General features: G+C 50.1%; 9 protein-coding genes. 5 read left to right on the top strand and 4 right to left on the bottom strand.

Going from position 1 to position 13,050, the window contains the following annotated elements:
- Positions 1-27: 27 nt before the first annotated feature.
- Entirely contained in the window at positions 28-1,500 is a 1,473-nt protein-coding gene (locus Z042_RS23140; RefSeq protein ID WP_024910348.1) for a DASS family sodium-coupled anion symporter, read from the top strand.
- Between the two features lie 53 nt (positions 1,501-1,553).
- Here Z042_RS23140 and leuD read toward each other — a convergent pair whose 3' ends face one another.
- The 4 genes from leuD to leuA are packed head-to-tail and all read right to left on the bottom strand — an operon-like array spanning position 1,554 to position 6,240.
- Positions 1,554-2,156, bottom strand: a complete 603-nt coding sequence (leuD, locus tag Z042_RS23135; RefSeq protein WP_024910349.1) for a 3-isopropylmalate dehydratase small subunit — start codon at positions 2,154-2,156, stop codon at positions 1,554-1,556.
- Between the two features lie 11 nt (positions 2,157-2,167).
- On the bottom strand, positions 2,168-3,568 hold the full coding sequence (gene leuC / locus Z042_RS23130) for a 3-isopropylmalate dehydratase large subunit (protein ID WP_024910350.1): 1,401 nt from the start codon (positions 3,566-3,568) through the stop codon (positions 2,168-2,170).
- A gap of 3 nt (positions 3,569-3,571) precedes the next feature.
- A complete protein-coding gene (gene leuB / locus Z042_RS23125; RefSeq protein WP_024910351.1) occupies positions 3,572-4,663 on the bottom strand; it encodes a 3-isopropylmalate dehydrogenase in 1,092 nt (363 codons plus the stop codon).
- A gap of 2 nt (positions 4,664-4,665) precedes the next feature.
- Positions 4,666-6,240, bottom strand: coding sequence for a 2-isopropylmalate synthase (gene leuA / locus Z042_RS23120; RefSeq protein WP_024910352.1), 1,575 nt, complete (start codon positions 6,238-6,240; stop codon positions 4,666-4,668).
- A gap of 898 nt (positions 6,241-7,138) precedes the next feature.
- On the opposite strand from leuA, the gene leuO reads away from it, so the two are divergent.
- The 4 genes from leuO to ilvN all read left to right on the top strand — a co-directional run bounded on the left by leuO (position 7,139) and on the right by ilvN (position 12,932).
- Positions 7,139-8,086, top strand: coding sequence for a transcriptional regulator LeuO (leuO, locus tag Z042_RS23115; RefSeq protein ID WP_024910353.1), 948 nt, complete (start codon positions 7,139-7,141; stop codon positions 8,084-8,086).
- A gap of 450 nt (positions 8,087-8,536) precedes the next feature.
- Positions 8,537-10,345 carry an AMP-dependent synthetase/ligase gene (locus Z042_RS23110; RefSeq protein WP_024910354.1) on the top strand — a complete coding sequence of 603 codons (1,809 nt, stop codon included), beginning with the start codon at positions 8,537-8,539 and terminating at the stop codon, positions 10,343-10,345.
- A gap of 374 nt (positions 10,346-10,719) precedes the next feature.
- Positions 10,720-12,438, top strand: coding sequence for an acetolactate synthase 3 large subunit (gene ilvI, locus Z042_RS23105; RefSeq protein WP_024910355.1), 1,719 nt, complete (start codon positions 10,720-10,722; stop codon positions 12,436-12,438).
- The gene (gene ilvN, locus Z042_RS23100; RefSeq protein ID WP_024910356.1) at positions 12,438-12,932 is read left to right on the top strand and encodes an acetolactate synthase small subunit; all 495 of its coding nucleotides are present in this window, start codon (positions 12,438-12,440) and stop codon (positions 12,930-12,932) included. The genes ilvI and ilvN overlap by 1 nt, the downstream gene beginning before the upstream one ends.
- The last annotated feature ends 118 nt before the right edge of the window (positions 12,933-13,050 follow it).

Here is a 13,050-nt window from a genome sequence, read left to right as displayed (position 1 = left end):
GCTCCTGTTGATAAAAGTGGGTATTTCATGGATAAATTAACGCCGCTTAAGCCTGTCCCTTCACTGATTGCCATTATTGTTGCTCTGATTATCTGGTTCGTCATTCCTGTGCCGGAAGGGGTTGCTCCTAATGCCTGGCATTTACTGGCGCTGTTTATCGGTACTATTGTTGCCATCATTGGCAAGGCGATGCCGATCGGTGCGGTTTCCATTATTGCTATCGCACTGGTGGCATTGACCGGGGTCACCAATCCTGGCAAACCGGCTGCTGCACTGGATGATGCACTCAGTGGCTTTTCTAACCAACTGATCTGGCTGATCGGCTTTGCCATCATGATCTCCCTCAGCCTGAATAAAACCGGGTTAGGCGCGCGTATTGGCTACTACTTTATTTCGCTGTTCGGCAAGAAGACGTTGGGGATTGCCTATGCGTTGACCATGGCAGAAACCGTACTGGCCCCGGTGACGCCGAGTAATACCGCGCGTGGCGGCGGGATTATTCACCCGATCATGAAGTCGATCGCTGACAGTTTTGGCTCAAAGCCTGAGTTGAATACCTCCAGTACCATTGGCCGCTATCTTGCGCTGGTGAACTACAATATCAACCCGATCACGTCTGCCATGTTTATCACGGCAACCGCACCTAACCCGCTGGTGGTTAATTTAATCGCTAAAGGCGCTGGTTCTGAGTTTGAGCTTACGTGGTCAATGTGGGCGATCGCCGCGCTGGTTCCCGCGATCTGTTCGTTGGTGGTAATGCCGCTGGTGGTCTATCTGCTGTACCCGCCGGAAATTAAAAGCACCCCGGATGCGCCTCGTTTCGCGCAGGAAAAACTGGAAGCGCTCGGGGTGGTGACGCTGGCAGAGAAAATCACGCTGGGGGTGTTTGCCCTGTTGCTGATCTTGTGGGCTGGAGTTCCAGCCATGATCTTTGGCCCGGAACTGGCGGTGAATCCGACGACCGCCGCATTGATCGGTTTGGCTATCTTATTGGCGACGGGCGTATTGAGCTGGGATGACGTGCTGAAACACAAAGGAGCTTGGGATACGGTAGTGTGGTTTGCCGCATTGGTGATGATGGCGACCTTCCTGGGCAAACTTGGGTTGATTGGTTGGTTGTCGAAAACCGTAGGAACGGGCATTGATAATATGGGGATGAGCTGGATCGGCGGGACCATACTGCTGACGCTGATCTACCTGTATTCACACTATTTCTTTGCCAGCACCACCGCGCACGTTACCGCCATGTTTGCCGCATTCTTTGCCGCCGGTATTGCGCTGGGTGCACCGCCTGCTCTGCTCGGCCTGATTCTGGCGTTTTCTTCCTCACTGATGATGTCCTTAACCCATTACGCCACTGGCACTGCGCCGATTATCTTTGGCTCCGGTTACGCAACGCTGGGGGAATGGTGGAAAACCGGTTTTGTGATGAGCGTGGTCAACCTGCTGATCTGGATGGTGATCGGCGGTGTGTGGTGGAAGTGGCTGGGTTATTGGTAATAAAAAGAAAAGGGGGCGAATGATCGTCCCCTCTGGTTTTGCGTTGGCAACTCTTAGTTCAGAAACGCTGGCTGTTGGGCCTCATAGCGCGAGATAGCCGCTTCATGTTGCAGCGTCAGCCCGATGCTGTCCAAACCATTTATCATGCAGTGGCGGCGGAAGCTGTCGATCTCAAACGGATAGCTTTTGCCCCCGGCATTCACCGTCTGGTTTTCCAGATCCACTACAAACTCAGTTCCTTCGTTTTCAGCGACCAGCTTAAACAGCGTATCGACATCTTGTTCGCTTAAAGTGACCGGCAGCAACTGGTTGTTGAACGAGTTGCCGTAGAAGATATCGGCGAAGCTCGGTGCAATCACCACTTTGAAGCCATAATCGGTCAAAGCCCAAGGCGCATGCTCACGGGAAGAACCACAACCGAAGTTTTCACGTGCCAACAGGATGCTGGCCCCTTGGTAACGCGGTTGGTTCAGGATGAACTCCGGGTTAGGCTGCTGGCCGGCATCGTCTAGAAAACGCCAGTCGTTGAACAGGTGTTGGCCGAAACCGGTACGCGTTACTTTCTGTAAAAACTGCTTCGGGATAATGGCATCGGTATCGACGTTAGCCGCATCCAAAGGCACCACTAAACCGGTATGTTGAGTAAATTTAGCCACGGTAGTGCTCCTTAATGCAGTTCACGAATATCGGCGAAATGACCAGTGACGGCGGCGGCGGCGGCCATTGCCGGGCTGAGCAGATGGGTACGCCCACCACGGCCCTGGCGCCCTTCGAAGTTACGGTTGCTGGTGGATGCGCAGCGTTCGCCTGGGTTCAAGCGATCATTGTTCATCGCCAGGCACATAGAACAACCCGGCAGGCGCCATTCAAAACCCGCTTCGATAAAGATTTTGTCCAACCCTTCGGCTTCTGCCTGGGCTTTCACCGGGCCAGAGCCTGGCACCACAATCGCTTGTACACCGCTGGCGACTTTACGCCCTTTGGCGATCGCTGCCGCCGCACGCAGATCTTCGATACGTGAGTTGGTGCAGGAGCCGATAAAGACTTTATCGATCGCGACCTCGGTCAGTTTGATACCGGGTTTCAGGTCCATATAGGCCAAGGCTTTTTCGGCAGAGGCGCGTTCAACCGGATCGCTGAAGGATTCTGGAGCCGGAATCACCTGATTAACGGCGATAACCTGGCCTGGGTTGGTGCCCCAGGTGACCTGTGGTGCGATATCTTCAGCGCGCAGGGTGACGACGGTATCGAACTTGGCATCGGCATCGGATTTCAGCGTGCGCCAGTAGGCTACCGCTTGTTCCCAGTTGGCCCCGGTTGGCGCGAATTGGCGGCCTTGCAGGTAATTAAAGGTAGTATCGTCCGGTGCCACCAGGCCCGCTTTGGCCCCCATTTCAATCGCCATGTTGCACAGCGTCATGCGGCCTTCCATGCTCAACGCTTCGATCGCTTTACCGCAGAATTCCACGACGTGGCCAGTACCGCCCGCACTGCCGGTTTTACCGATGATCGCCAGCACGATGTCTTTGGCGGTGATGCCTTCGGCGGCATCGCCAGTCACTTCAATCTTCATGGTTTTGGCACGGCCCTGTTTCAGCGTTTGGGTTGCCAACACGTGTTCAACTTCCGACGTGCCGATACCGAAGGCCAGTGAACCGAATGCGCCGTGAGTGGCGGTATGGGAATCACCACAGACAATGGTCATGCCTGGCAGCGTCATGCCTTGCTCTGGGCCGATAACGTGCACAATGCCCTGAAAGGGGTGATTCAGGTCATACAGCGAGACACCAAACTCCGCACAGTTTTTGATCAGCTCCTGCATCTGAATGCGGGCCATTTCACCGCTGGCGTTGATGTCTTTGGTTTGAGTTGAAACGTTGTGATCCATGGTGGCAAAGGTTTTGCCTGGTTGCCGCACTTTACGCCCCATTGCACGTAAGCCGTCGAAGGCCTGTGGAGAGGTGACTTCATGCACCAGATGGCGGTCAATGTACAGCAGCGGCGTTTCGTTCGGTGCTTCATGCACTACGTGGGCATCGTACAATTTCTGATATAAGGTCTTGGCCATGATTTATGCCCCCTGAACCACGAAGCGGGCGATGATATCCCCCATTTCATCGGTGCTGATTGCTTTGCCAGCGCCAGCCAAATCGGCGGTACGGTAGCCCTGTTCCAACGCTTGGTTGATGGCGCGCTCAATCGCATCTGCGGCTTCATCTGCGCCCAGGCTGTAGCGCAGCAGCAGTGTGGCTGACAGAATTTGTGCAATCGGGTTGGCAATGCCTTTGCCTGCGATGTCTGGCGCTGAACCACCAGCGGGTTCATACAGGCCAAAGCCTTGTTCGTTCAGGCTGGCAGAAGGCAACATGCCCATTGAGCCGGTGATCATTGCACACTCATCAGACAGAATGTCGCCAAACAGGTTGGAACACAGCAGCACATCGAACTGGGATGGATCTTTGATCAACTGCATGGTGGCGTTATCGATATACATGTGCGACAGCGACACATCTGGATAATCCTTGGCAACCTGATTAACCACTTCACGCCACAGAATCGAACTTTGCAGCACGTTGGCTTTATCGATGGACGTGACTTTGCCACGGCGTTTGCGGGCGGACTCAAACGCAATATGAGCAATACGCTCGATTTCAAAACGGTGATACACCTCGGTATCGAAAGCACGTTCGTGCATGCCCTGGCCTTCACGGCCTTTCGGCTGGCCGAAGTAAATACCGCCGGTCAGTTCACGGACACACAGGATATCGAAGCCGCGGGCGGCGATATCGGCGCGCAGTGGGCAGAAATCTTCCAACCCCTGATACAACCGCGCTGGGCGCAGGTTGCTGAACAGTTTGAAGTGCTTACGCAACGGCAGCAGCGCGCCACGTTCAGGTTGTTCTGCGGGTGGCAGATGTTCCCATTTGGGGCCGCCGACCGAACCGAACAGAATGGCATCAGCCTGTTCACAACCCGCGACGGTAGCCGCAGGCAGTGGAGTACCGTGGCGATCGATGGCAATACCACCAACATCATATTCGCTGGTGGAGATGCGGATACCAAAGCGCTGGCGAACCGCGTCCAACACTTTGTGTGCCTGGGCCATTACTTCTGGGCCGATGCCATCTCCGGGCAAGACGGCAATATGGTAAGTCTTCGTCATGTTCACACCGTTTCCTGATTATTTTGCTGTTTGGTTTGTTGCAGACGCTGCTTTTCTTTTTCTACCTGCTGTGAGCGCCAGATATTATTTAATACGTGAATCATTGCCTTGGCGGAAGATTCAACAATGTCAGTTGCCAGACCCACGCCATGGAAGCGGCGGCCTTGGTAAGACACGACGATATCAACCTGGCCGAGTGCGTCGCGGCCCTGGCCTTTGGCGGTCAACTGGTATTTCACCAGTTCGATCGGGTATTCGGTAATACGGTTGATGGCTTGATAAACCGCATCCACCGGGCCGTTACCGGTTGCTGCCTCGGCTTTTTCTTCATTACCACAAATCAATTTGACTGAGGCAGTAGCCATAATACTGCTACCAGATTGTACGCTGAAGTAATCCAGGCTGAAATGCTCGGGTTCTTCCTGTTGCTTATTGATGAAGGCCAGAGCTTCCAGATCGTAATCGAATACCTGACCTTTTTTGTCGGCCAGCTTCAAGAAGGCAGCATACAGAACGTCCAGATTGTAATCCTGCTCTTTGTAGCCCATCTCTTCCATACGGTGTTTTACCGCTGCACGGCCAGAGCGTGAAGTCAGGTTTAACTGCACATCCTTCAGGCCGATAGTTTGCGGAGTCATGATTTCGTAGTTCTCACGGTTCTTCAGCACGCCGTCCTGATGGATACCGGAAGAGTGAGCAAACGCATTGGAACCGACGATGGCCTTGTTGGCCGGAATGGGCATATTACACAGCTGGCTGACCAATTGGCTGGTGCGGTAAATCTCCTGATGGTTGATATTGGTATGCACATTCATAATATCCTGGCGAACTTTGATCGCCATGATCACTTCTTCCAATGAACAGTTACCCGCGCGTTCCCCGATACCGTTTAATGTGCCTTCTACCTGGCGGGCGCCGGCCTGTACTGCGGCGATGGAGTTACCCACTGCCATTCCCAGATCGTCGTGGCAATGAACGGAAATAATAGCTTTATCAATGTTAGGTACACGGTTGTACAAAGTGGTGATAATGCCGCCGAATTGGTTTGGCGTAGTGTAACCGACAGTATCAGGGATGTTGATGGTAGTGGCTCCGGCGTTGATGGCGGCTTCCACGACGCGACACAGGTTATCAATTGGTGTACGGCCTGCATCTTCGCAAGAGAATTCGACATCATCAGTGTAGTTGCGTGCTCGTTTCACAGAACGCACGGCCATTTCCAGCACTTCATCAAAGGAACGTTTTAATTTTGATTCAATGTGCAGGGTGGAAGTGGCCAAAAACACATGAATGCGGAAAGCTTCGGCTACGCGCAGCGCTTCGGCGGCAACGTCAATATCATGGTCTACACAGCGGGCCAGGCCACAAACCCGGCTGTTTTTGATCTGGCGTGCGATGGTTTGTACGGACTCAAAATCCCCTGGGGAAGAAACCGGGAAACCGACTTCCATCACATCGACCCCCATTCTTTCCAGCGCCATGGCGATCTGAATTTTTTCTTTCACACTCAGACTGGCCTGCAAGGCCTGCTCACCATCACGCAATGTGGTATCGAAAATAATAACTTGTTGGCTCATTGGATTGTTCCCTATCGAGTGTGTTTCACGCTAAGCGGGCAAAAAAAAACCCGCGCAGTAGCGCGGGTCTGATGATTGATGGGCTGAATCAGCTCTGAACTCTGTCCACCAACATACCGCGCAATAAAGATGCGTTAAGTAGTAGGCCTAGTAGACGTTGAGTACGGATCATTATGGTCAGCTTCTCTGAAAATGTTTTCGTTGCCTAATTTGATACTTTATTGGCGGTGCGATGTCAACATTTGATTGATAACCGGATGATTGTTCATACCTTAGATAAGCGTACTTATGTGGTAAATGAAGAATGGGTTGAGGGGCAAAGAAAATGTCTTTTTGCGAGTTTTGTAGCATAAACGACAGGAATGTTGTGCTAGTGCATTGATTCTACATATTGCTCAGTTAAAATTCATGGGGTGAAAAAGTGAGGAAGTACAAGGGAGAGAGTGGTATGAGGTAGTATTTTGAGTGTGAATGATTTCTTATTGATAAATTCTTTTTATGTATTGAATTTAGAATGCTGACCTGTCAAAAGCAATGAAGTCACACTAAACAGACCTGTTTTAGACGCTCTTTGTTGTCCCTCATCCCGTTTTATGGTCTGATTCAATAGGATTATGGATACTGACTTGATATCTATTAGTCTAAGCGCGAAATACTGCCAACTTGTTTGTATACCGCCGATGCTTTCTGAATCAGATGTATCGGATGTTACGTACAAAGCATTAATATTAGCCGTTGTGCCATATTTTTATAGGATGATGCTCGATTGTTATCCTGAGTGGATAGTCAATAGGGATAACTAATTCCGCAGTGTAGGAATAACTTAAATGTTATTTTTAACATGATATACCCCTGCGCGCTGGCGGAATTATCTACATGGGACTTAGTGGAGTTAGATATGTCTGAATATAATTCAGGAACTGTCTTGGAAAAAGAAAATGGCGATATTCATTTGCGCAGCGTGGATCTTAATTTACTGACTGTCTTTGATGCAGTCATGCAGATGCAGAATATTACTCGGGCTGCCAATTCGCTGGGTATGTCTCAGCCAGCGGTGAGTAATGCTGTCGCGCGTTTGAAAATCATGTTTAATGATGAGCTATTTGTGCGTTTTGGCCGAGGCATTCAACCAACCATGCGTGCGCGCCAGCTTTTCGGACCAGTACGCCAAGCACTGCAACTGGTACAGAATGAGCTGCCTGGTGCGGGATTTGATGCCCTGAGCAGTGAACGTACTTTCACGTTTTCTATCTGTAGCCCGTTGGATATCCGCCTGACTGCAAAGATAATCAATAATGTCAAGAATATGGCACCTTATGTACGTTTGCAGACCAAGTCCTATCTGAACGATAACATTGAGCACCAACTGCGTTATCAGGAAACTGAATTTGTTATTGGCTATACCTGCTTTGAGCAGCTTGAGTTTCGAAATGTTGCCTTATTTGAGGATGAACTGAGCCTGGTGGCAGCGCAGTCACACCCGCGGTTAGGGGATCGTGTTACTCAAGAACAAATGCTGGCTGAGCAGCATGCGGTTATCTCATTAGAACGTTTCTGTTCCTTCAGCAAGCCTTATTATATCGAAGAAGTGACACAGCGGAGCATCATGCAACAATGCACCGATCTGTTCAGCGTATTGAATATCGTAGCGATGACAGAAATGGTGGCCATTACTCCGCGTTGGTTTGCTGAGCAGCATGTGCAAGCATTACAGCTAAAAATTATTCCATTACCTTGGGATGAAAAAAATATCACCTGTTATCTTTCCTGGCATGAATCTGCTGAGCGTGACAAAGGCCATCAGTGGATGAAATCCGTTCTTAGCCAGTCAGAATTATTACGTTAATTGAAAGATTGATTAGCCCGGCGTGCTTATGTCTACGCTGGGTTAATAGTCTGAATAGCATTTAAATTAAGAAATATCCTGTATTTTTTTTCGAGAAAACTCTGTGGCTATTTTTAATTGTATTTATAAGAAATATATTAAGAAAATTCTTTCATAAAATTATATTCTGCCTTAAATCTTCTGTTTGGAGTTTTTGCCTATCCCTGTTTGTTGGTTTATTTCTACTCGAGTTAACCCGGAATAAAATCTTTTTACCAGCCATGCTTTAGTCCACAGAATGAAGCAGGAGAAATCTTGACTTGAGCTCACACTTCTACGCTGAAATCCCTTTTCCAAGCGATAGAGAGTAGATAGACTGAGTGGAAAAAAGTAAACACGTGTAAGCTGAGATAGGGGATATCAGATCCCATTATGGCTAACCATTTGACTCATTTTCAGGCATAGAGCGCTATGACCAACAATTTACAGCAATACCATCTGACCCAACGTATACAGCATCAAATCGTCCAGCGCGCTGGCTGCATTGCCTTTCGCCAGTGGTCTCCTCAGGGTGAGACGCAATTGACCTGGTCACAGGTGGATACTCATGTGAATCATATTGCCAGTGGGCTTCTGGCACTGAATGTTGATGTGCAGGAGCGTATTGCAATCTTTGCCAATAATTGTATGGCTTGGTCGCTGGCCGATCTGGCCATTCTGCAACTACGTGCTGTCAGTGTGCCATTGTATGCAACCAACACCGCAGCACAGGCCGCTTTTATCCTCAATGATGCCGACATTCGCATTGTTTTTGTGGGTGCGCAGGAGCAACTGGATGCTGCTATTGCGCTGCGTGGTGTATGCCCGCAACTTACCCATATTATTGTGTTTGATGACGCAGCTGATCTGCGTGGTTGCGAGATTGCCCAGTATCTGAGCCATTTTGAACGTGAAGTAGATATTGAACGCTTTGATGCGGTACGTCAGGAAAGAATCGCCGATAGAGAGCTGCAAGATCTGTTTACGCTGATCTATACCTCTGGCACGACCGGTGAACCGAAGGGGGTCATGCTGGATTACCGTAATATGGCGGCGCAACTGCAACTGCACGACGATCGCCTGACGGTAACGGAAGAGGACGTTTCACTCAGTTTCTTGCCGATGTCGCATGTTTTTGAGCGGGCTTGGAGCTTCTTCATCATGCATTCCGGCGCTCAGAACGTCTATCTGCCGAATACTGACTGGGTGCGTGAAGCGATGGCTGAGGTGCAGCCAACGCTAATGTGTGCGGTGCCGCGTTTTTATGAAAAAATCTTCAGTGCGGTGCATGAAAAGGTGGCGCGTGCTCCTTGGTTGCGCCGGGCTTTATTTCACTGGGCGATGGTTTGTGGCGAACGGAAGTTTTTGCAGGAACGTGCAGGTAGGCCACTTGGTAAACTGTTCGATCTTTCCCATCGCTGGGCGGATAAGCTGGTGCTAAGTAAGCTGCGTGCAATCCTGGGAGGGCGAGTACGTTTTCTGCCAGCGGCTGGAGCCAAACTGGATGACAATGTCATCCTGTTTTTCGAAGCGATGGGGGTTAACATCAAGTACGGCTATGGCATGACGGAAACTTGTGCCACAGTTTCTTGTTGGGAAGAACATCATTTCCGCTTTGGTTCGATCGGCAAACCGTTGCCCGGTGTGGAAGTACGTATCGGCGACGAGAATGAGATCCAGGTGCGCGGGCCGACCGTGATGCGTGGTTATTTCAACAAACCGTTGGAAACGGCGAATACCTTTACCGCTGATGGTTGGTTGAAAACCGGTGATGCGGGCATGATTGATGACGACGGCAATCTGTTTATTACCGAGCGGTTGAAAGATCTGATGAAAACTTCCGGCGGTAAATATATTGCACCACAAATGCTTGAAGGTACGCTGGCACAGGATCGTTTTATTGAACAGGTGGCAATTATTGCCGATGCGCGCAAGTTTGTTTCTGCGCTGATCGTGCCGAGTTTTGAGTTGCTGGAAGAGTATGCCAAATCGATTAACTTGAAGTATCAGGATCGGCTTGAACTGCTGCGCAATAGCCACATTATTGAAATGTTTGAAAACAGATTACGTGACAGGCAAAAAGAGCTGGCGCTATTTGAACAGGTGAAAAAGTTTACTCTGTTGCCCGCTGCATTTTCTATGGAATTGGGAGAACTGACGCCCACGTTGAAGCTGCGACGCAAAGTGATCCTACAGCGTTACCAGAATGAAATTGAATCGATGTATCAGGAAAAATCATGAGTCACCTCTGTGTGAGCATGATTCTTAGTGAAAAAACAGTGTGAACTTTGTTTGATATCATTCTGTAATTTTCATCATTCTCAAAACAATGCCTGGTTATTTTTCCTTGTGGCTAGTGCATTGTTTTTGTAATTCCTTCTATCCTCAGCGTAATGATAATAGCCTTGTTGTTAATATGTTGTTTTGCCGTTTGCCTGCCTCATAGACTGACGTTATGTTAGGCTGTATCCCAGCATAGAGCGCTGTTGATGTTGTTCAATACTGAGATACAGCCTTATGAGTTACAGACAACCCATAATCTTGGGGCATTGCCCCGCAGCAGGCGCTTCGTTCTGGGCGCCAAACAAGAAATAAGCAAGCCTGGAGGCAAACCCATGGAGATGTTGTCAGGAGCCGAGATGGTCGTTCGATCATTGATCGATCAGGGCGTTAAGCACGTATTCGGTTATCCGGGCGGGGCGGTACTTGATATCTATGACGCCCTGCACACGGTAGGGGGCATCGATCATATTCTGGTGCGGCACGAACAGGGTGCAGTACACATGGCGGATGGCTATGCGCGTGCAACGGGTGAAGTGGGAGTGGTTCTCGTCACTTCTGGCCCTGGAGCGACTAATGCCATTACCGGTATTGCTACGGCGTACATGGATTCCATCCCGATGGTGGTGCTTTCCGGTCAGGTTCCCAGTTCATTGATTGGTTATGATGCCTTTCAGGAATGCGATATGGTGGGGATCTCTCGCCCGGTGGTGAAGCACAGTTTCCTGGTCAAACGCACGGAAGATATCCCTTCCGTGCTGAAAAAAGCATTTTACCTGGCTTCTACCGGCCGCCCTGGCCCGGTGGTTATCGATCTGCCTAAAGATATTGTCGGGCCGACGGTGAAAATGCCTTATGCCTACCCGAAAGATATCAGCATGCGTTCTTACAACCCTACGGTGCAGGGGCATCGTGGGCAGATCAAACGTGCATTGCAAACTATTCTGGCAGCGAAAAAGCCGATCATGTACGTCGGTGGTGGTGCGATCAATGCGGGTTGTCATGAAGAACTGCTGCAACTGGCGGAAAAACTGAATCTACCGGTAACTTGCACGCTGATGGGGTTGGGGGCTTTCCCTGGCACTCATCGCCAAAGCGTGGGGATGTTGGGTATGCATGGTACTTATGAAGCCAATAACACTATGCATTATTCCGACGTGATCTTTGCCGTTGGAGTGCGTTTTGACGATCGCACCACCAACAATCTGATTAAATATTGTCCGGATGCGACGGTGTTGCATATTGATATCGATCCGACCTCCATTTCAAAAACGGTCAACGCAGATATTCCTATTGTTGGTGATGCCAAACAGGTACTGGCACAAATGCTGGAATTGTTGGCGCAGAGTAACAAAGTGCAGGATTTCGATGCGTTGCGTGACTGGTGGCAATCGATTGAACAGTGGCGGGCACGTGACTGCCTGGGCTACGACAAAAGCGGTAGCACCATTAAGCCCCAGGTGGTGATTGAAACGCTGCATCGTTTGACCAAAGGTGATGCTTACGTCACTTCTGACGTTGGTCAGCACCAGATGTTCGCTGCGCTCTATTATCCGTTTGATAAACCACGCCGTTGGATCAATTCCGGCGGCCTGGGTACCATGGGCTTTGGCCTGCCAGCAGCGCTTGGGGTGAAGCTGGCTTTGCCAGAAGAAAGCGTCGTGTGTGTTACCGGTGACGGCAGTATTCAGATGAATATTCAGGAACTGTCTACCGCTTTGCAATATAACCTGCCCGTGGTCGTGGTTAATCTGAACAACCGTTATCTGGGGATGGTGAAGCAGTGGCAGGACATGATTTATTCTGGCCGCCACTCTCAATCTTACATGGATTCCCTGCCAGATTTCGTGAAACTGGCGGAAGCCTACGGTCATGTGGGTATCGCCATTCGCACGCCAGATGAACTGGAAAGCAAACTGGCACAGGCGCTGGCCGAAAAAGAACGGTTGGTGTTTGTTGATATTACCGTCGATGAAACTGAGCATGTTTATCCAATGCAGATCCGTGGTGGAAGCATGGACGAGATGTGGTTAAGCAAAACGGAGAGAACCTGATGAAGCGCCGTATTTTATCTGTATTACTGGAAAACGAATCCGGTGCGTTGTCACGCGTGGTCGGGTTGTTCTCCCAGCGTGGTTATAACATCGAAAGCCTGACGGTGGCACCGACCGATGATCCTACGTTGTCCCGTATGACGATTCAGACCGTTGGCGATGAAAAAGTGTTGGAGCAGATTGAAAAGCAACTGCATAAACTGATCGATGTATTGCGCGTCAGCGAACTGGTTCAAGGGTCGCACGTTGAGCGTGAAATCATGCTGGTGAAGTTACAGGCCAGCGGCTACGGGCGCGAAGAAGTGAAGCGTAGCACGGATATTTTTCGTGGCCAGATTGTTGATGTCACCTCTTCGCTTTACACCGTTCAGCTGGCCGGGACCAGTGACAAACTGGATGCTTTCCTCAACACAGTACGTGAAGTGGCAGAAATTGTTGAAGTAGCGCGTTCAGGGATTGTTGGTGTGTCACGCGGTGATAAAATCATGCGCTAAGCCGAATGCTGGATTCGCGACAAAGGGTGCAACCTGGGTTGCGCCTTTTCTTTTTATTTTTTGCCCATTCGCAGGCACCTTTCTGCAAAAGCGGTTGCTCGGCTGGGTTTTCTGCTGT

Source organism: Chania multitudinisentens RB-25, assembly GCF_000520015.2.
Lineage (GTDB): Bacteria > Pseudomonadota > Gammaproteobacteria > Enterobacterales > Enterobacteriaceae > Chania > Chania multitudinisentens.
This window is presented reverse-complemented; position numbering and strand designations above follow the sequence as displayed.

What these genes read in the sequence shown, in the direction of transcription:
- Z042_RS23140 (WP_024910348.1), top strand. Translation starts at nt 28, where the DNA reads ATGGATAAATTAACGCCGCTTAAGCCTGTCCCTTCACTGATTGCCATT.
- leuC (WP_024910350.1), bottom strand. Translation starts at nt 3,568, where the DNA reads ATGGCCAAGACCTTATATCAGAAATTGTACGATGCCCACGTAGTGCAT.
- leuB (WP_024910351.1), bottom strand. Translation starts at nt 4,663, where the DNA reads ATGACGAAGACTTACCATATTGCCGTCTTGCCCGGAGATGGCATCGGC.
- leuA (WP_024910352.1), bottom strand. Translation starts at nt 6,240, where the DNA reads ATGAGCCAACAAGTTATTATTTTCGATACCACATTGCGTGATGGTGAG.
- leuO (WP_024910353.1), top strand. Translation starts at nt 7,139, where the DNA reads ATGTCTGAATATAATTCAGGAACTGTCTTGGAAAAAGAAAATGGCGAT.
- Z042_RS23110 (WP_024910354.1), top strand. Translation starts at nt 8,537, where the DNA reads ATGACCAACAATTTACAGCAATACCATCTGACCCAACGTATACAGCAT.
- ilvI (WP_024910355.1), top strand. Translation starts at nt 10,720, where the DNA reads ATGGAGATGTTGTCAGGAGCCGAGATGGTCGTTCGATCATTGATCGAT.
- ilvN (WP_024910356.1), top strand. Translation starts at nt 12,438, where the DNA reads ATGAAGCGCCGTATTTTATCTGTATTACTGGAAAACGAATCCGGTGCG.